The sequence below is a fragment of the Paenarthrobacter sp. CC6 genome (assembly GCF_040560085.1).
GTDB lineage: Bacteria > Actinomycetota > Actinomycetes > Actinomycetales > Micrococcaceae > Arthrobacter > Arthrobacter nicotinovorans.
On sequence record NZ_JARDAN010000011.1, the window covers coordinates 61,238 to 81,420 of the forward strand.

Here is a 20,183-nt window from a genome sequence, read left to right on the forward strand (position 1 = left end):
GATGACTGCTGCGCGTGCACCGTTCCGCATTCCGCGGGCCGCCGTTGTTGCGGTCACGGTCCTTGCCCTGGCCGCAACGGCACACTGGCTGGCCGGAGGTGAACTGCCGGCTTTCCCCGTCATGACAGCCCTGACAGCCGTTGTTGTCCTGTCGGCGGTAATACTGGCTGGCAGAAAGATGACGGCCCGCCTTCTGGCCGCATATCTGGGCGCCTCCCAGACCGCACTGCACCTGGCATTCTCAGCCTTGGCAGGATCAGGAACACCCAAGCCCGATCTGGCCCACCACCCGGGAATGGCAGCCGGACCGGGCATCGGTGGTGCGGTTGTCCCGCATGAACATCTCAGCGCGGATGTCAGCCCCGGAATGCTCGGCGTGCATGTAGCAGCAATCCTCGCTACAGCTCTTCTGATGGCGCGGGGCGAATCGGCGTTATGGGCTTTGGCCGCCTGGCTGCGTCCCCTGCTTCAAACGCCGAGCCCATCCGCGATCAAAGCATGTCCGTTCATTGCCGCCTCGGCGACGCAGACTGTTCCTCTCCGAGCTAAGTACTTGGGACGGCCGCCGTCGCGAGGACCGCCCGGGCGCGTTCACGCCGCCACGCTCTGAGCATCTGATCAGGGACGCCCGGCGCGCACCGAGCACTTTGACCCCTTCTCAACGAGCAGAATCGCAGAGTCCTATGAATCCCCGTAACAAAAAACAACGAGTCCGCGTCCGCGTCCGCCTGGCTCTCGCCGCGGCCATCTTCATCCCGGCCTTCGCAGCGGCTCCGGCAATGGCCCATGACGCCCTGGAATCCACCGTCCCGGGCAAGGACACCACCGTCACCACAGCCCCGGGCACCGTTTCCCTGACGCTCTCGGAGCCGCCCATGGATGCCACGCAACTCAATCTCAGCGTCATCACCGTCAGCGACGAGACGGGCAAGACACTCAGCGACGGCAAGGTCACCGTAGACGGTCCGACCATTTCCACGGCCATATCCGGCGGGAACAACGGGGTCTACAAGGTTCTCTGGCGGACGGTTTCCTCCGATGGCCACCCCATCGAAGGCAACTACTCCTTCACCGTCCAGGACCCCGCCCAAGCCGCCATCGCTACAGCACCTGCGACGCCAACCCCGGCCGAGGGCCCTGCCTCCAGCGCCGCCGCCCCGGCAGCCCAAACGGCGCCGGAGCAGATCAAACCCAACGATGACAACGCACCCATCGCCGTCGGCATCGCGGCCGCGATCCTGGCTGTCGCAGCCGCTGTCTTCTTCATTGCACGCAAGCGCAGGGAAAAGACCCTAGGGGCGTAGCAGCACCCGCGAACCAGCCAATAGTCTGCCTCACTCACCCGTGGGCTCCGGGTCACCGCGTCTGGAGCCCACGGGCCAGGGGGCGCTACTGTGCCGCGGCCACTGAGCGTCGATCGGACAACGAACGTAAGGTCCAACCAGCGATGGTACCGAAAGCCATGACCGCCAAGGCAGCCAGACCACTGTAGAACAGCACCGTCGGAAGACTGGACGGTGACGACGAACCGTCCACGGCAGCCATGATGCTCAGCCAATAGGCCACCGTTGCGATCACCCAGAGCGCACCGCCGGCCGTTGCCAGCCAGGACCAGCGCGAAAACCAGGACTGGCCGCGCCGATAAGACAGGGCAATGGCGACCGCCACGACACCCGCCACGGCAACCAGCTGGAGGCCAAAGAGGTATGGGCCAGCTACCAGCCCCACTGGAATGCAAAGTCCTCCGATGAGCACGAGTCGACGGGCGCCGAGGGGCATCTTGGCGGCGTCCTCGGGAGCCGGGGATCGGCTGGCGCCGGGGTCTGAAGTCATTGGTTCGGTGGCTCCTTGAAGAGACGGTACTGCGGGATCATTTGTAGTAGCGGCGGGACCGGCGATGCACAGAAAAGCACGTGCCGAGACAGGGCAGGCGGGCGGACCCGCCTGGATGTTCCCGCAGTACCCGCATCACCAATGACGGCCGAAACGGCAGTCAGCAGGACCATCAGAGGACCACTCGGGACTCTTGGTGCGCTGGTACCTTCGCGCCAGTCCCATGTGGCACAGAGAAACCTCACCACTGCCGTCGAAAGTATTAGAGACTGATTCTAGCAACAGCGTATGAACATATGTTCATACGCACGGGATTGCCAGGCGGCCCATTCGGCTCCCCCACGGATACCACTGCCTATGTGTTGGTCTTGGTGATGACCGAATCTTTGGATTCGGGCCCTGGCCAGAATCACCCTCGCCGGCCCCGGACGGACCGGCCAGAGCTAGTCCTCCGTTCGTGGCCTCGGGGAAAGGACAGCCCCGAGGATCAGGACCGCCACGCCGGTGGTGACGAATACATCGGCGAGGTTGAAGGTGGGGAACCATCCGGTGTGGAGGTAGTCCACCACCCCCTGCCCGTCCAGCCGGTCGATGAAGTTGCCCACGGCTCCTCCGAGCAACAGGACCGCCCCGGCCCGGGATAGCAGGGACATGCGGGGCGCTGCGGCGAGCAGGAACCAGAGCAGGGCGGCCAGGATCACCCCTGTGCCGGCGATGACGGCCCAGGATGGCAGGCCCGCGCCCATACTGAAAGCGACTCCTCGGTTGAAGACGAGCCGGATGTTGATCGGCCCGACATCGTTGGTAGCGCCCGTAGCGAGAACGGCCTCGGCCACGGCCTTGAGGATAAGATCCGTGGCGGCCAGGGCGGCCGCGACAACAACCAGCAGGACCCGGATCCGCCGCGAGGTCCGGTTCGCGGGGCCCGGCGTGGCCGTGGCCATTGACGCCGGTTCAGTGCTCATGATGCCGGCTCCAGGGCCGGGGAGGGTTGGGTGGCCTTGAGCGCTGCTTTTCGGCTGATCCGGCCGGCCCGGACACCGTTGGCGATGACGAGGACCTCGGCGAGTTCGTGGATAAAGACCACCGCGGCGAGGCCGAGCACACCGAACAGGGACAGTGGGATGAGCACGGCGATCAGCAGCAGGGACAGCCCAACGTTCTGCAGCATTATGCCTCGTGTCCGTCGGGCATGTTCAAGGACTTGGGGCAGGTGGTTCAGGTCCTCGCCCATCAGGGCGATGTCGGCGGTTTCGATCGCCACGTCGGTGCCCATGACGCCCATGGCGATGCCGGTGTCGGCGGTCGCCAGGGCGGGGGCGTCATTGACGCCGTCACCGACCATCGCGGTGGGGGCGCGGCCCTTCAGGGTGCGGATGATCTCGGCTTTGTCTTCCGGGCGCAGCTCGGCGTGAACCTGCGTGATTCCGGCGTCCTTGCCCATCGCGGTGGCCGTGATGAGGTTATCGCCGGTGAGCATGGCCGTGGTGTATCCGGCGGCTGTCAGCCGGGCGATGACGTCCTTGGCTTCGGGCCGCAGTTCGTCGCGGACGGCGACCGCTCCGATGGCCTCCCCGGCTTCCTCGATCAGCACGGCAGTGGCTCCGGCGCGCTGCATGCGCTCGACCTGCCCGGCCAGGAGGCCGGCCTCGATCCAGCCCGGACGTCCCAGTCGGACGGTTTTGCCTTCGAACCGGCCGGTCAGCCCGGCCCCGGGGACGGTGTCCACATCGGTGACCGGCGCCCGGTCGGGTGTGGCGGCGAGGATGGCACGGGCCAAGGGGTGCTCGCTGCGTGCTTCAAGCCCGGCGGCGAGGGCCAGGACATGTGCTTTGGTCGCTGTACCGTTGGCGGCGACGTCGATCACGGCGGGCTTGTTTCGGGTCAGTGTTCCTGTTTTGTCCAGGGCGATGGTGCGGATCTTCCCGAGGGTTTCCAGGGCCCCGCCGCCCTTGATCAGGACGCCGATGCGGCTGGCAGCCCCGACCGAGGCGACAACGGTAACCGGAACAGAAATGGCCAGGGCGCACGGTGAGGCTGCGACCAGCACGACCAGGGCGCGTTCAAACCACAGCAGCGGTTCGCCGACGATGAAACCGAAGACGGTGATCAGGGCGGCAGCGATCAGGATGCCAGGGACGAGTTTGCTGGCGATGGTGTCCGCCAGGCGCTGGCCGGGGCCCTTACGGGACTGTTCGGCTTCCACGATGTGTACGATCCTGGCCAGCGAGTTGTTTTCCGCGGTGCTGGTCACTTCGACTTCCAACGGGCCGGTGCCGTTGATCGATCCTGCAAAGACCTCATTGCCGGGCCCTGCCTCCACGGGCACGGATTCACCGGTCAGCGCCGAGGTGTCCAGGGAGGTCCGGCCCGTGAGGATCCGGCCGTCGGTGGCCAACCGCTCACCCGGGCGAACAACCATCCGGTCCCCGAGGACCAGCCTGGCAGGGGCGATGGTGATTTCGAGGCCACCGCGCAGGACGGTTGCCTCGGCCGGGACCAGGTCCAGCAGAGCCCGCAGACCCCGGCGCGTCTTGGCCAGGGAGTATTCTTCCAGGGCCTCTGAAATCGCGTACAGGAAGGCCAGCATGGCCGCTTCCTCGAACTGGCCCAGCGCCACGGCACCAACGGCCGCGATGGTCATCAGCGTCCCGACGCCGATCTTTCCCTTGACCAGCCTCCGCACGGTGGAGGGCACGAACGTCCACGCAGCGATCAGCAGCGAAGCGATTTCCAGCGGGAACGTCACCCACTCCGGCGCTCCGGCCAGTGAAGAGATCCAGCCGGCCAGGAGAAGAACCCCGGACGTCGCCGCAGCGCGAACCTCACTGACCTGCCAGAAACCAACGGCTTCTTCTTCTGTTTCCTTGTGTTCGCTACCGGCTGGCTCATCGTGGCTGCAGCACGCATCACTCATCGGGACGCCTCCTTGATGACGGAGACATCGGTGCTGCCGATTCCGTAGTTCGGGCAGAGACTGACCGCGTTACCGGTCGCGGCCAGCAGAACTTCCGCCTGCGCCAGCATGTCCATCAGCTCCGGGCGGGAGAGCGAGTAGTACACGCTCCGGCCCTGGACGCGCCCTTCGACCAGGCCGCAGTCACGCAGGCACGCCACATGGGCCGATACCGTGGATTGTGCCAGGCCCAGCTCCCCGGTCAGGTCACCAACCCGAACCTCACCCCCGGCCATCCTCTTCACGATACTCAAGCGGGTCGGATCACTGAGGGAATGGAACAGGGCAGCCGCAGGGTCCAGCGGGGCGCACGGCTCAGGCGAGAACACATCATCAATCGTCATAAGACGATGATAGCGGCAATATTGGATGCAGTCGCCTTGAATCTTCGGAACCGGTCCTGATTCGGTGACCGCTACCAGGGTGCCGGACCTGGTGAGGCCGGTACCGGGACGGGGCGGTGTCTGTCGTTGGCCTTGGAGCCGAAGACCCTCGTTGGGCTGACGGTACGGGGAAATCCGGACCTGGTTAGGCGGGAAGCCTTGCCGCGCACCCGCCGCACCCCTACACTCCTGCCAAGGGTTACTTGATGATGTGCTTCGACCTATTGGTCTACAAGGTCGATGGCGGATCCGGTTCGGTCGTTCTTCATGACCACCTCTAGTACAAGGACCCGGGTGTTTCATAACTGAAGATTTTTGGTTTGACCCTGGCTGGGGAGCGGCAAGCAGGGAACCGTGTGTCAAGCACGGATCCATACTCGCAACAGGCGTACCACTCCCCAGGAGCTCCGATGCCCGGTCATTCAGCCACCCGGCCGCAGTCACCCCTCAAGGGCTTTATTGCGCCCCTGGTGATCACCCTGGTAGCAGCGCTGCTGCCCCTGACTGTCCCGGCAGCCCTCGCATCAGGGCCCTGCGACCCTGTGCTGAACCCTGTTGTCTGTGAGAACTCCAAAGCCGGAAGTCCGCCGTCGGAGTGGGACATTTCCGGTCCCGGTGACGACAGCATTCAAGGTTTCTCGACCGAAATCAGCGTCAATCCGGGCCAGCCGATTCGCTTCAAAATTGACACGACAGCTCCCAGTTACACCATCGCAGTTTACCGCACAGGCTGGTACGGAGGTCTCGGTGCCCGCAAGGTCGCTGATGTGACACCGTCCGTGCTGCGTCAAAACCAGCCCCAATGCCTCACTGACCTCACCACAGGGCTGTATGACTGCGGGACCTGGGCGGTGTCCGCAACGTGGCAGGTCCCCGCGACCGCGGTCTCAGGTGTCTACGTCGCCCTTCTGACCCGGCCCGATACCGGCGGACAAAGTCACATCACCTTCATCGTACGTTCCGACGGCAGCCGATCCGATGTGGTCTTCCAGACTTCCGATCCCTCCTGGCAGGCTTATAACTCCTACGGTGGCTCGGACTTCTACCAGGGGGCAAACGGCCGCGCCTACAAGGTCAGTTACAACCGACCGGTAGCCACCCGCGGCGGGCCAGGTGGCCGGGACTTCTACTTCTCCAACGAATACCCGATGGTGCGCTTCCTGGAGCAAAACGGCTACGACGTCAGCTACATCAGCGGCCGCGATACCGACCGCAATGGCCCACAACTGTTGAACCACAAGGTTTTCCTCTCCGTCGGGCACGACGAATACTGGTCCGGCCCCCAACGCGCCAACATCACTGCCGCCCGTGACGCTGGGGTGAACCTGCAGTTCCTCTCCGGAAACGAGGGCTACTGGCGCACCCGGTTCGAACCTTCCCCGGTCGATGGCGTAGCGGGACGGACGCTGACCTCCTACAAGGAAACTTGGGCCAACGAAAAGATCGACCCCAGCCCCGAATGGACCGGCACCTGGCGGGACCCGCGGTTCGCAGCCCAGGCCAACGGGGGCGGGCTGCCCGAAAACGGGCTGACCGGAACCATCTACATGTCCAACTACTCCGACTTGCCGGTGACCGTCGATTCGGAGGAAGGCAAGACCAGACTGTGGCGCAATACCTCCCTCACCTCGTTGCCGCCCGGCTCTTCGACCGCCCTGGCGCCCCATACAGTGGGATATGAGTCCGACGAGGACCTGGACAACGGGTTCCGCCCACCGGGCTTGATCCGGTTGTCTACCACCGTGGGCGAGGTACCTCAGTATCTTCAGGACTTCGGCAACACGGTCCTTCCCGGCACAACGACCCACCACGTGACCCTCTACCGCGCCGCCAGCGGCGCGCTGGTGTTCTCTGCTGGCAGTGTCCAGTGGACGTGGGGCCTGGATGAGGTGCATGACGGCGAGGGCGCACCGGCAGATCCGCGGATGCGGCAGGCTCAAGTCAACCTCCTGGCCGACATGGGCGCCCAGCCTGCGACCCGTGCCGCCGGGCTGACTGCGGCCGCCGCGAGCACGGACCGGACCGCGCCCACAGCTGCCATCACAGCCCCGGCCAACGGCGCCGCTGTGCCCCATGGAACCAGCGTGACCGTTACGGGAACCGCCGCCGATACGGGCGGGGTGGTGGCCGGCGTAGAGGTTTCAACCGACGGCGGGAGCACGTGGCACCCCGCCGTGGGCAAACAAAACTGGACGTACACCTATATCCAGAAAGGCTTCGAGACCGCCACCATCCAGGCCCGGGCCATTGACGACAGCGCCAACATAGGGGCCGCCACCAGCAGGAGCCTGGTCTTGAGCGGACCCTACAGCGTCTTTGGCCAGACCATACCGACCGTACAGGATTCCGGTGACGGCGGCAGCTACGAAATGGGCCTGCGCTTCACCCCCACGGCGGACGGTTTCATCACCGGGGTTCGCTTCTACAAGAGCGCAGCCAACACCGGTACACATACCGCGTCCCTGTGGAGCTCCACCGGCGAACGGCTGGCCACGGCGACGTTCACCAACGAGACACCCTCCGGCTGGCAATCCGTGCTGTTCAGCCAAGCCGTCCCCGTGGCCGCCGGGCAGAAATACACGGTCTCTTACTGGACGCCGAACGGCCGCTACTCCATCCAGAACTATCAATGGGCGAGCGTTGGTTCCACCAACGCGCCCTTGACAGTGGCGGGCGGTTTCGGAGCCGAGCCGGCCGGTGTCTATACCACCTCCCCCGGATTCCCAACATCGAGCTACAACGGCGGAAACTACTTCGTCGACGCCTTGTTCGGCACAGCCGACACCACGCCCATGACAGTGTCCGGGCACACCCCGTTCCCGTCCTCGTCCAGCGTCTCCGTGGACACCAAGGTCAGCGCAGTGTTCTCCAAACCCGTCACTGCCTCCAGCGTCCAACTGACACTGCAGTCCCCCGCCGGGCCAGTGGCCGGCACGACAGCGTACGACCCTGCCACACGGCGGGCGACCTTCACGCCAACGAGCGCCCTGGCCTTCAGCACCCAATACACGGCCACCCTCGCCGGGACGGACACCCTGGGCGGTCCGGTCACAACCGGTGGAACCTGGTCCTTCACGACCGCGGCGACGTTGCCGGTTCCCGGGTCCTGCCCGTGCAGCCTCTTCGACGACTCTGTCACGCCGGGCATCGCCGAAATCCGGGACGGCGTTCCGTTGACGCTGGGCGTCCGGTTCTCCAGTGTTTCAGCCGGTGAAGTCGTGGGCATGCGTTTCTACAAGTCGGCCGGCAACACAGGCACGCACAACGGGGCCCTGTACACGGCGGCCGGACAGCAACTGGCAACTGTTGCCTTTACCAACGAGAGCGCCTCAGGGTGGCAGACGGCGATGTTCAGCCAACCGGTCCAGATGTCCGCGAACACGGAATACATCGTGTCCTACAAGTCACTGACCGGCACCTATTCCGCTACCTCCAACGGGTTCGGATCCGGCATGAGCGTCGGACCATTGCGAACACCTTCGGACGCCGGCGCATACACGTACAGCGGTGACTTCCCCGGATCACGGTCGAACGCCAGCTACCTCGTGGACGTCATCGTGACGGTTCCACCGCCGGCGTTCGCCCCGACAGGCCAATCCCCGCTTCCCGGCTCCTCCAGTGTTCCACTGGATGCCGCCGTCAGCACGGTCCTGTCCGAACCGGCCGAAGCCGCCACCGTCACCCTGACGGTAAAAGACGCCGGCGGAACCACCGTGGCCGGAGCCACCAGCTACGACCCTGGAACAAGGAAGGCCACGTTCACTCCGGCCGGGCCACTGGCGGCAGATACGTCGTACACCGCCACCGTCACGGCGACCGCGGTGTCCCGACAACCACTGAGCAACGCCACATGGGCCTTCAGAACCGTCCCCGCCCCCAGAACACCAGGGACGTGCCCCTGTACGCTCTACCAAGACACGGTGACGCCGGGCACACCCGAGGCCAACGACGGGGTGCCTCTATCCCTGGGTGTCCGGTTCGCCAGCGACACTGCAGGCCAGATCACCGGCGTCCGGTTCTACAAGGCCGCAGGCAACACCGGAACGCACACCGGCTCGGTGTACACGACCGGCGGGCAGCTTCTGGCCACCGCCACGTTCACCAACGAGTCCAGCTCCGGCTGGCAGACAGCGACATTCAGCCAGCCGGTGACCATCGACGCCAACACCGAGTACGTGGCGGCCTACAAGTCCCCGGGCGGCAACTATTCCTACACAGCCAGCGGATTCGGCGCCGGCTTCACGAGCGGACCGCTAAGGACAGCACCCAATTCCGGTGCATTCGCCTACAACAACGACTTCCCCAGTTCGCCCTCCACGGCAAGCTACCTTGTGGACCTGGTGTTCATGGCCGCGGTAACCCCGCTGACGATCACCGACCGGTCCCCCGCAGCCGACGCCACGGCCGTGCCCGTCACCGTCAAACCAACGCTCACGCTCTCCTCCGCCATCAAGCCGGGTGCCTCGTTCGCGCTGGCGGCGAACGAGGCACCCCTGGCCGGCAGCGCTGCCCTGTCCACCGACGGCCGCACCCTAACCTTCACCCCGGCGGCTCCCCTGCCGGGCAACACAGCCATCGCCGTCAGCGTCAGCAACCTCGAATCCCAACAGGGCCAAACACTACCGACCACCACCTGGCAGTTCACCACGGCCGACCCTGATGCCGAGCAATCCTCCATCTTCGGCGACCTCCAACCACAGACAGGAGCCTCCGATGATGCGTCATCGGTTGAACTGGGAACGAATTTCACGGTCTCCGCAGCCGGTAACGTCACCGGCATCCGGTTCTACAAGGGAACCGGAAACACCGGAACCCACATCGGCTCCTTGTGGAACGCCGCGGGAACACGGCTTGGCCAGGTGACATTCACGAACGAAACAGCGACCGGCTGGCAAACCGCGATGCTGTCCTCCCCGGTAGCCGTAGCTCCAGGGGAAACTTACACCGTGTCCTATCTGGCGCCCAACGGCCGCTACGCCTACACGCCGGCGTTCTTCGCCCAGACGTGGGTCAGTGGGGTATTCACCGCCGCTGGCCCTGACAACGGCCGCTACCGGTACGGGACCGGCGGAGCTGCACCCACGAGCTCGTGGAACTCCACGAACTACTTCGTCGACGTCCTCTACTCGGCCACCACACCGGCACGGGCGGCTCCCACCCCGAGCGCAACCCCGGCACCATCCGCAAGCGCGACGGCGACTCCCTCGCCAAGTCCTTCACCCAGTCCGACAGGGTCGGGAGGGCTGCTGTGAATTGCTGGGAACCTGCTGACGCATGGGGCGGGCATTTAGACTGCTGACGTGACGTCCCGTAATGGACGTCAGCGGACCACACTGGGAGACCACGCGTGCTCGATGAAGAGGCCCGGCTGGGACGAGGGATCGGTGCCGAGTTTCCAGATGTTGCTGTCCCCGTCGGTGTCCTCGTCGGCCAGACCGTAGAGCAAGTTCTGATCGTCCAGCCATTCGATCTGGTCATCGACGCTGCGCTTTTCCGGGAGCACCGTTTCCTCACCCGTTGCCAGGTCAAGAAGGGCTACGTTCCAGTGAGCGGTCAGCGGCCCACCAATGTTCTTCTTATACGCGATCCGGGTGCCGTCAGGTGAAATGGAGGGGCATTCGACGTTGTCACGGATGGCCGTCAGGGTCTTTTCTGCCAGGCTTCCCCGGACGAGCCAAATACGTCCTGAGGATGCTGCGGTGGCATAGAAGACATCGCTCTGCTTGGGTGCGAACGTGACTCCCCAGATATTCCGGTCGCTGGACAGCAGCCGTTCGCCGTTCACGAAGAGGGCGAAGTCCTCCAGGTTTCCCGTACCGCCGTCGGGCACAGTGATTTCTGTTGCTGTGGAGAACCCGGCTTGCGTGTAGGAGTGGCCCGAGACGAAAACAGTGGTGGCGATCATGGGACCGTCCGGACTGATGCGCGTCCTGCTCGGAATGCCGGGGACGGGCCACGCCCGTTCCTGCTGCCAGTCACGGTTCAGGATGGCCGCCTCGTACGTCGTCACCAAGCCACGGTTGGACTTGAGGCAGACCACCATGGAGGACGTGCCATAGACCCTTTCGCACGCCTGCTCACTGACTGCACGCGTACCGGCAGGGGCAGAGAGAGGCACCGTTGCAGCGTTGCCATACCCTTGCCCGCTGGCCGTGTTCCTGAACAGGACGAAAGGAACCTCCGGGAGAGGTTGGCCCGCAGTGACCCCCACGGATGAGTTGGCAGTGCGGCTCTCTTCGAAGCGCTGATAGGCTCCTACCGCGTAGATTGCGGCTCCGGCCAGGACCAGTGCGGTAACCGTCAGGAGAATGCCCCACCGCAACCTCCCGCCTACAGTGGCGCCGGCCCCTGCGTTTGTCCTATTCATGAAGGCGTTTGACGTAGTCAGCCATTCCTGGCACGGTGAACGCCACAACACCGAGGGCCGGTGCGTAAATGATCCCCTTGTCGATCAACGATGCACGGGTCATGGTCATGGAGCTTTGCTTCTTTTGCGCCCGTTCAGCAAGTTCGGCTGTGCTGGATCCTTCATCACCGTCGATGGCCATCAGGCGGAGGAAGTCTTTCTCTGCCTTCGAGGCGCGTTTCCAGCGTGAGGGGAAGAATCCTTGGTCCAGCTGCGCGCGGCCGATTTCCACCGCGATTTTGGCGTCGTCGAAGGTTACGGTCTTCTCCGGGGCTGTTTCCCAAGCGGCGTATCCGTATTCCTGCAGGAAGTATGGGTACGCGCCCGATGCGTTCAGGAGGAGGTCTTTGGCTTCGGGTACGAATGACGCCCCATAGCGTTGGGCCGGGGCGATCAGGGCCGCCTCGGCGGCCTCCCTCGACAGCGCTCCGATGCTGCGGTAGTTGAAGATCCTTTCGGCGTAGGAACGCGCTTCACTGAGTACCGAGGGGAGGTTGGGCAGGCCCGCCCCCGCGATGTAGAAAGGCCATTCGCGTTGCCCGGCCAGATGCTGGGCGCTCAAAAGCGCGGCAATGAGTCCGTCGTCCAGATCCTGCATTTCATCGATGATGAAGATCAGACCCGAGCGCTTCTCCGCCAGTGCCAGGCAGAGGTCCTCAATCAGTTCTTCCAGGTCCACTTCGATCGATCCGGAGTCAGCGCGGCCGTGATTGAGGTTCACGCCGATATCGATCCCAGTCACGCCCAGTTTCGCGGAAAAGGATGCGATGCTGCCAAGTGCCGCTAAGAGTCGTTCCCCTGCTCCGCGGCGGTTCAGCTTCCGCCCTGCCTGCAGAAGGTTCCGGGCGAGTTTGGCCCGCACGGCTTCAGGACCCCCCTCGGCGTCCCTGCCCTCGAGGAAGACGACCATGAACTCCGCACGTTCGGCCTGACGCCTAAACTCATTCAGCAGAACCGTTTTGCCCACCCCGCGCAGACCATGAAGGACGATCCCCCGGTCTGGTCTTCGCTGTCGGGTCTTGGCCAGCAGTAAATCGAACGCATCGATCTCGCTCTGGCGCCCGACCAGCTCGAAAGGCCGTCGGCCCGAACCGGGCGAGTAAGGATTCAAGGCACTTTCCATATCAACAACTATAAGCGAGTATCCACTTTATTGGATAATCGCTTATAGTTCCGGATAGAAGATGATGCCCGTTAACTACCGACCGGCGTCGGCCGACAGACATCCGGGGTGTTCCTCCACATTCCCCGGAGCCTAGCCCGCGGCTAGACCGTCAGTAGTCTCCACTTTGTCCCCGCGAAGACGGTGGGTTTGATGCAGATTTGCCAGCTGCTCAGCGTCGTTAAGCAAATCATCGGGTACGTCCACGATCTGGCTGGTTTGTCCTTCAAATGGCAGGATCTCGTGCCAGAGCGCTGGCCCCGCCCCGTCGGAGGATTCCACCGGACCCGGCGCCGAACCAATGGCGATTATCCTGCCGTGCTCGTCGCTGATAACCGTGCATTTCATGGGCGCCTCCTATCGCAGCGCTGTAATGAGGAGACGATAGCTGGCGCCGTAGGAGCTCTCCGCCCGTAGATCAGCGAAGTAGGTGAGCCGGTCGCGACTTTGGCTGAATCCGTTACTGAGCGTCGTCACTCCTCCTGTCGAAACCACGATTGAGGGCGGCATGGCCACGGCTAGGATGGCAGGTCCAAACGCGCGGTCTTCCCACCAGAACGAGTGGCGGACGGTTTGTCCGGGAGCAATGTAATTGCTCATGATCCCGCCCGGTGGAAGGAACCATTGATTCATAGCGCAACCCCCTGGCCTGAGTCCTATCATGTGGTGCGTGGAGGAGTATTAGTTAGACCTTGGCACTGCGTGCGGCAGGTGGCAAGACCCAAGACGCTCAGGCCGTGCAACGGACCTTACGAATGCACGGCGGGGCTGGATCTTAGGCTCTCGGACTCCCCCGCACATTCAAACCAACAGCGACGAACGGCGCGTAGGACAGGGTCCTGTCTGCCCACTGTAGAGCAGGTGGAGACCCCTGAAAATCTCAAAGTGGTCCGCTTTGGGGTGGAGCCCGCACCTACCACGGCAGGCTTCTCCCGTTGAGCTGTTCCGCCGGCCGTCCAGACCGGGCAACGGGAGCAGCGTTTTGTACGGGGAACCGGCGGCGTTTCATACCGTCAGGACGGGCTCACCTAGCATTGCAATGGTGAACACCCCGAACCTCGTCGCCTGGATGGAACGCCATCAGATCAGCCTCTACCTCATGGCCATCCTCGCCGGCGGCGTCGTCGGATTCCTGGCACCCGGGTCCGCAACTGTGCTGGAACATTCAATCAACCCTGTACTCGGACTGCTGCTTTACGCGACCTTCCTAGGGACACCCTTTGCATCCATCGGTAAGGCCGCCCGCGATTTCCGGTTCCTATCCACGGTGCTGGTTTTGAATTTCCTCGTCGTTCCGCTGGTGGTGTGGGGTCTCACCCGGTTCATCGCCGGAGACCAGGCTCTGCTCGTTGGGGTTTTGCTGGTACTCCTGACCCCATGCATTGACTACGTCATCGTGTTTACGGGCCTTGCCGGAGGGGCAGGTGACCGGCTTCTCGCGGCAGCGCCGGTGCTGATGCTCGCGCAGATGCTTCTGCTTCCGCTCTATCTGCTGCTCTTCGTCGGCCCTGATCTGGTGTCGGCAATTGACCCGGCCCCTTTTGTTGAGGCACTCATCGTTCTGATCATCATCCCGTTGGCCACAGCAGCACTGACACAGGCACTGGCCCGGAGAACGGGCGCGGGAGCGGTGGTCATGTCGTTAATGCAGGCGTTGATGGTGCCACTTATGATGACCACGCTGGCCGTCGTCGTCGGTTCCCAGATCGTCGGAGTCGGCCAAGAACTGGGTTCCCTCCTGTCGGTCTTGCCCCTCTACGCTGCGTTCTTGGTGGTGATGGTGCCGTTGGGCTTGATCGCCGCCAAACGGGCCAAACTCGATATCGCCGCCACTCGTGCCGTTGTTTTCAGTGGGGCTACCCGCAATTCCTTGGTCGTCCTGCCGTTGGCGCTGGCGCTGCCCGGCCAGTTGGACCTTGCTGCCTTGGTAGTAGTGACTCAAACCCTTGTGGAGCTCGTCGGCATGGTGGTCTACGTCAGATTCCTACCCCTGATCGTCAAAGAGCGCCGCCAACAACCCGCCTGACGCCCGCCCGGTTATCGGCACGATGACCATCGGTTTCAAGCGCAGGTTACGTCCTGAACTTCGCCGACAAGTTATTCGACGACGTCCTCCAATAACTGCACACCTTCGGTGTTGCCCTCCACATCGAAGACCCGCGCAACGCGTGAGCCGCTCCCGCTTAATGCTGAGGCGAGGCGAGGCGGCGGATCCTCGTTGCGAATTTCTCGCCCGAGGTCAGGTCTATTACCTCCTTGAGGTGCAGGTAACCGCAAGGGTCGCCGTAGTGACTCTTTGGGGTCGTGACTCCGCTCATGGTGAGAACGGGCCGTTCGCCGTAGCTGTTCCTTGCGCGGCGGAAGCTTTCATCGACAAACACGCGGGTCCGGGAGTGCGACGTACAGGGTATGCAGCCGTTTCCGCGCTTCCCTCCGGCGAAACGTCCCATGCTCTCCTTTGACGACTGCCGGGCCTGCCGGCCAGTCAAGCTAGCCTATAGGCGTGGGCCGCGGGGGCCCTGTTCGGGACCGGTGCCCGGACCTGGCTGGTCCCGTCGGCGGCGTTCTTCGGCGGCTTTGGCTTCGGCTTGTTCTTGGCGGAGTTTCTCAACAACGGACGGGGCGGAGGTTGTGGGCTGCGCCGCGCGTCGTGCGGCCAACTTCTTAGCGAAGTCCCCCTCTGTCGTCCCCGGTGGCTTCTTTTCCTGTTCTCGCCGGGCTTTGAGCTGGTCCAAGGCTTCCTGGACAGCTTCCGGGCTGCGTGCCTCGGAGTCGACACCGTGTCGTTCTGCCCGGTTTTGACGGACCTTGCGGGCGAGTTCGGCCAGCCGTTCGGCGTGTTCCTGTGCGGGGCTCAGCTGCGCTTCCGCGCCGCGTACCTGCTGCAGGTAGTCCACGACTTCCTCGGCAGGGGTTGGTGTTTCCTTCACGACTGCTTCGACGTGCGCGGCCTCGGCCATGAGTGACGCGTCGGCGGCGGACAGCGGCTCCTTGTGCGTTTGCGCCGTGTACTTGTGCATGGCGGTGACGCGCGCGGTCAGTTCCGAACCGAGACCCTTGTCTTGGTGGTCCATAGGTACGGGGGCAGCTTCGCTGGCCGGGATCCTGTACATGTCACGGTAGGTGGAGATCTCCACTGCGAGCTGCCGCCACTGCTCCTGCCGGGCAGGATCGGACGGCACCGGTCCGAGGGCAGCTGCCCAATTCGGAGGCTCGGCCGCGAGCTGGGCACCGAGGCGGCTGACTTCGGTGGCCATGGTTTCCCGGCGCTCGAGGAGTTCCTTCCGCCACAAGGCCGGGGTGTCCTCGTGGATCGCGACATCAGCTGGTGCCATCCATGCCGGCAACCGGTCAGCTGCCGCGTCGGTACCGACGGTGGAGGGCAGTTGGCGGCGTAGTTCGATTTCGGCGCGGATCCTGCGGTGGACCTGGATGGCGGCTTCGATCTTGGGGGCGTTCTCGTCCCGGCGGTAGTTGCTTACCGCACCTCGTTCGTAGGCTTCATCGGCCCGGGCCTCCGGGTGCATCAGTTCGCGGAGCGATTGTTCATTATGCAGTGAAGATGTCAGCCACTGGTTTTTACGCGTGGCCGCGAGGTCGTTGATGTTCGTGTCCGTAAGTCCTTGCTGCTGCGCTGCGCTCAGCCGTGTGGCGAGGTCGTCGTCGCTGAGGTGGCCGTGCAGGCGTCGCTGCCACGGCGTTTCTTTCCCTTCGGTCTTCCAGTTGCGGGCAAGGTCCTTCCGGTCCGGGGTCTCCACACCTGGTGTGCGCGCTGCTTCGGCTTTGGCGCGCATCAGCTCCCCGGTGGCCCTGCGGTCCAGCCGTTCAAGTGCCTCATCGGTCATTGATTCCAGCGGCCGGCGGCCGGGATCGGCTGCGCGTGAACGCCACCGGTCAAGGCGGTCCTCAACCCGCCACGCCAGAACAGCCGCGGGATCCGCGGATGCGCCGAAGTCTTCCCCGTTGACGCTGTCCCTAAGGAGGTGGACGAGGTTGAATCCTTCGTTCTCGGCCGCGCGCAGGTGCGTGGCGACTGCTCCCCAGGCGGTGGACTTGGTGAACGTCCCTGCGACGCCTTCGCCGAGTTCACGGCGGGCGATGTTCGCCATGCGCAGCTCGTTGGCTTGCGCATCGATGTCCCTGTACTGCTCGGACATGTCCGGCAGAGAGCGCGCCTGGGCGCGGGCGGCGTCCATCTGTTCGTGAGCGGTGAGGTTCCCGTCATGGTTGGCGGCCACGGCCGTCAGGACATCCTCCATGGTCTCTCCCTCGCCCACGATGCCGTAGAGCTTGTTGGAGTATCGGCCGCGGGACGCGGCGACGTAAGCCAGGGCGCGGGACAGTCCCGAGCTGATCAGGGCGTGGACGGTGTCGCACGTGACGCCCTGGGTGCGGTGGATGGTTGCCGCGTATCCGAGCATCGTGTTCCCGCGCACATAGTCGGAGGGAAGAGTGATAGTTCCTTGGTGGCTATGGTGCCGGACGGTCAAGGATCCATCCTCGTGGGCACTGAGAACATTCCAGACGTCGTTGTTCTTGACGAAGTCCTTGCCCCTGTTGGTGGAGAGCCTGCGGTTGTTCTCCCGGGTGACGATGATGTCCCCTGCGCGGGCGGTCAGTCCGTCACGGAGCATGGCTGCAGGGGTGGTGGAGTCCAGTTCTCCGGTGGCGATCCGGTAGGCCTGGGCGCGGGCGTTCAGTTCGGTGACGGTGGCATTGTCGAAGGCCATCATGATGGCGTGGTGGCCGGCGTTGGTGTCTTTCTGCCATGCCTCGAAGACCTGGGAGGTCATGGTTTCGGCGTCGCCGCCGACGACGCGGCGGTTCTCCCGGTAGAAGGTCCACGGGTCATCAACGCCGTTAAGGGATGGTTCGCGCAGGGCCAGGGTGGCTTCCGCTTCTGCCTCGTTCGGGGTGCCGTCAGCGTTCCGGAACCGGTGCAGGTCTTCCAGGTGAACAGCCCCGACGGTGTTCTTCAACAGCCGCAGCGCGCCACCGGAGCCTACGGCGGAAAGCTGCTGGTCATCCCCGAGTGCGCGCACGACCGCGCCGTGCTGTTCGGCGATGGTCACGGCTGAGGCGAACAGTTCCGTGCCGACCATCCCGGCCTCATCGATGATGATGACGTCCCCCGGTCGCGGGGTGGTTTTCTCGTCCGCCGCCCCTGTTTTGTGGGCGAGCACGAACGAGTCAATGGTGGTCGCTGTGGCTCCCAGTTCAGTGCCCATCACAGCCGCGGCCACGGCAGTAGGCGCGAGTCCGAACACCCGACCGCCGGCTTCCCGGATGGTGTCAGCTGCAAGCTTGAGTGCCGTTGTCTTGCCGGCACCGGCCGGCCCCACGCCGACCAGCAGCAGGCGGTCGCTGCACGCGAACTCCTGGGCCATGCGCAGCTGCCCGGCGTCGAATGTCTTCTCTTGCAGGGCCAACGCAGCATCGAATGAATCGACCGTCGCGGCAGGAATGACAACGCTTTGCGCCGCTGTCAGGAGCCGGTCTTCGCTGTGGAGGATCCCGGCAGAGGTGTACAGGGTGGAGTGTGGTTTGCCGTACTTGGATCCGCCGTTGGACAGGCGCAAGGCCTCAATGTCAGGGGCGGGTGTTTCGGGGGTGATGCGGAGGGAGAACTGATCTGTCGCACGCGCGGTGACCTGTTCAAGAAGCGCCTGCGGGATGGGCATTTCCCCGAGCCTGGAACCCAGTCGCCTGGTTGCTTCGGCCCTGATGTGGTGCTCTCCCCAGACCCCACGGCTGCGTTCGAGCCGTTCAATGACACCTTGTGCTTCGAGAGCCGGGTCGAGCTCATCGGCGTGGGCGACCATCCATGAGGGCCGGTCCTTTTCGGACTGTTCGCGTGCATCATGGCGATGCTTGCGTGCTTGTTCGACAGCGGCCGGGCCGGTGACAACGCCGGGCAGAGCGCCTAGTTCGGTCGTCCACTCTTCCACCAGTGCGGAGAGCTGCCTGGCTTCCTTCTTGGCCGGTCGGGTGTCCAGTGTTGCCTGTTGGGCCAGGGCAATCAGCTGCTTCTTGTTGGGTGCGTATCCGTGCTTCTCAGTGAACTCTTTTGTCAGTTCATCAATGACAGGTTTGATGCCTTCCCGTCGTGAGGACGCTGCTTCGATGGCGGCTACATCGACGCCGGCGATCTCGGTGACAGGGCGGTCGCCGTTGACTTTGCGTTCGGTCAGGCCGACACCCAGGCGTGCACAGATCTTCTCCATGACAACCCTGTTGTACATCTCCGATGCGGCCACATTGAATTGGTACAGCAGCCGACCGTCGAGGCTGGACCACTTGCCATCGGCACCGAGGACCTTGTTGGACACCACAATGTGATCGTGCAGTTGCGGATCCCCGGTGCGGGAGTCGTAGTGGCGGAACTTGGTGTAAATCAGGCCGCCATCGACGTCCTCTTGGCGAACACCGTTGCGGCCGCGTCGAGTAAACGTGGCTTCCTCTTCGAGGTACTCCATGGTCTCTTCGATGGCCTCGTTATGTGCGGCCTCGATCTGTTTGCGGGCGTCGGCACCGCCAATGGCCCACAGAACAGATGCTGATTTCGCGGGAGCGAAAACAAGGTCATATCCGGCAACGGTCTGCGCAGCCGGTTTGGTCTGGGCGGTGATGAACTTACCCAGCTCTTCCTTGTCAGCAGGGTTCCGGCCGTTGAGTTCACGGAAGTACTGGGCGCCCTCTTTCGTGCGGATCAGCCGACGGTTATCCGCGTCCGGCTCGCGATGGTTCAGGCGCTGGTAGTCTCCCGTGGCCCGGTTGATCCGCGCCTGCAGTTCGTTGTCCTTCTGATTCGCTTGCCGGTACTTCTGACCCAAAGCGACATCTGATGTCGGGTCATCGGCAAGCATCTTCTCCGCGTTGGGATGTAATCCCAGTCCAAACAAGGCCGCCATGTGCGCCTCGGTGACGTCACCGGAAACACCCAAATGCTGCACGCCGGACCCGCCCCATTGCCCTGGAGGGTTGCCGTCCACCGTGTAGTAATCACCCAGCTCGCGGCCCTTCGCACGCAGCTCATCACCGCTGGCGACCTCACGTGTGTAGTACGTATATCCGTCGCCGGCACTGAGCTTGTGCACGGTCATCACGACACCCAGCATACCCGCGAAACGGCCCCACCCATCGATGATGCATGAGGTGTGACAGATATTGGTCGTCTTTGATTTTTGGAATCGTCTGATGGGAGCTTGCGAGCGGGGATCGATGGAAAAGATCAAAGACGGGTAAGATCGGGCCATCAAGGTTTTGATGCGGTTCTGCACATGAGAATGGGCGGTGGGTAACACGCTTTTCCGTTATCCACGGTTCGTTCGATTGTGTTGAACCGCAGCCAGGCTTATCCCCTGGTGGTCAGCGGAGAGACCGCCCTTATCTCGGAGCTGTCCACGTGTGGACAAGCCTGGCCTGGCCAGCCCGAGCGTCAGC

The 20,183-nt window shown here is 63.8% G+C and carries 12 protein-coding genes and 1 pseudogene; 4 read left to right on the plus strand and 9 right to left on the minus strand.

Annotated elements, in window-relative coordinates; translation table 11 throughout:
- Position 1: 1 nt before the first annotated feature.
- Both PV760_RS13335 and PV760_RS13340 read left to right on the plus strand, forming a co-directional pair.
- Positions 2–610: a hypothetical protein gene (locus PV760_RS13335; protein ID WP_354627975.1), complete on the plus strand. Its 609-nt coding sequence runs from the start codon at positions 2–4 to the stop codon at positions 608–610.
- A 73-nt stretch (positions 611–683) separates the two neighbouring features.
- Positions 684–1,304 (plus strand): copper resistance CopC family protein, encoded by a 621-nt coding sequence (locus PV760_RS13340; protein ID WP_354627976.1) that lies wholly within the window; start codon positions 684–686, stop codon positions 1,302–1,304.
- 85 nt (positions 1,305–1,389) lie between these two features.
- On the opposite strand, the gene PV760_RS13345 is transcribed toward PV760_RS13340, so the two are convergent.
- From PV760_RS13345 to PV760_RS13360, 4 genes are all read right to left on the minus strand, one after another.
- On the minus strand, positions 1,390–1,833 hold the full coding sequence (locus PV760_RS13345) for a hypothetical protein (RefSeq protein WP_354627977.1): 444 nt from the start codon (positions 1,831–1,833) through the stop codon (positions 1,390–1,392).
- A 443-nt stretch (positions 1,834–2,276) separates the two neighbouring features.
- Positions 2,277–2,798 carry a signal peptidase II gene (lspA, locus tag PV760_RS13350; protein WP_354627978.1) on the minus strand — a complete coding sequence of 174 codons (522 nt, stop codon included), beginning with the start codon at positions 2,796–2,798 and terminating at the stop codon, positions 2,277–2,279.
- Positions 2,795–4,750: a heavy metal translocating P-type ATPase gene (locus PV760_RS13355; RefSeq protein WP_354627979.1), complete on the minus strand. Its 1,956-nt coding sequence runs from the start codon at positions 4,748–4,750 to the stop codon at positions 2,795–2,797. Before PV760_RS13355 ends, lspA begins: the two co-directional genes overlap by 4 nt.
- Positions 4,747–5,133 carry an ArsR/SmtB family transcription factor gene (locus PV760_RS13360; protein ID WP_354627980.1) on the minus strand — a complete coding sequence of 129 codons (387 nt, stop codon included), beginning with the start codon at positions 5,131–5,133 and terminating at the stop codon, positions 4,747–4,749. The genes PV760_RS13355 and PV760_RS13360 overlap by 4 nt, the downstream gene beginning before the upstream one ends.
- Before the next feature lie 449 nt (positions 5,134–5,582).
- Between PV760_RS13360 and PV760_RS13365 the strand changes: the two are divergent.
- A pseudogene (locus PV760_RS13365) lies at positions 5,583–10,443 on the plus strand (DUF4082 domain-containing protein).
- 49 nt (positions 10,444–10,492) lie between these two features.
- Here the strand turns inward: PV760_RS13365 and PV760_RS13370 are convergent.
- The 4 genes from PV760_RS13370 to PV760_RS13385 all read right to left on the minus strand — a co-directional run bounded on the left by PV760_RS13370 (position 10,493) and on the right by PV760_RS13385 (position 13,340).
- Positions 10,493–11,539, minus strand: coding sequence for a TolB family protein (locus PV760_RS13370; protein ID WP_354627982.1), 1,047 nt, complete (start codon positions 11,537–11,539; stop codon positions 10,493–10,495).
- Complete coding sequence (locus PV760_RS13375; RefSeq protein ID WP_354627983.1) at positions 11,532–12,701, minus strand: ATP-binding protein; 1,170 nt, start codon at positions 12,699–12,701, stop codon at positions 11,532–11,534. Before PV760_RS13375 ends, PV760_RS13370 begins: the two co-directional genes overlap by 8 nt.
- A 132-nt stretch (positions 12,702–12,833) precedes the next feature.
- On the minus strand, positions 12,834–13,088 hold the full coding sequence (locus PV760_RS13380; protein ID WP_354627984.1) for a hypothetical protein: 255 nt from the start codon (positions 13,086–13,088) through the stop codon (positions 12,834–12,836).
- 9 nt (positions 13,089–13,097) lie between these two features.
- A complete protein-coding gene (locus PV760_RS13385; RefSeq protein WP_354627985.1) occupies positions 13,098–13,340 on the minus strand; it encodes a hypothetical protein in 243 nt (80 codons plus the stop codon).
- A gap of 439 nt (positions 13,341–13,779) precedes the next feature.
- Here PV760_RS13385 and PV760_RS13390 point away from each other — a divergent pair, with 439 nt between their 5' ends.
- The gene (locus tag PV760_RS13390) at positions 13,780–14,766 is read left to right on the plus strand and encodes an arsenic resistance protein (protein WP_502921442.1); all 987 of its coding nucleotides are present in this window, start codon (positions 13,780–13,782) and stop codon (positions 14,764–14,766) included.
- A 469-nt stretch (positions 14,767–15,235) separates the two neighbouring features.
- On the opposite strand, the gene mobF is transcribed toward PV760_RS13390, so the two are convergent.
- The gene (gene mobF / locus PV760_RS13395) at positions 15,236–19,843 is read right to left on the minus strand and encodes a MobF family relaxase (protein ID WP_354628039.1); all 4,608 of its coding nucleotides are present in this window, start codon (positions 19,841–19,843) and stop codon (positions 15,236–15,238) included.
- Between the last annotated feature and the right edge of the window lie 340 nt (positions 19,844–20,183).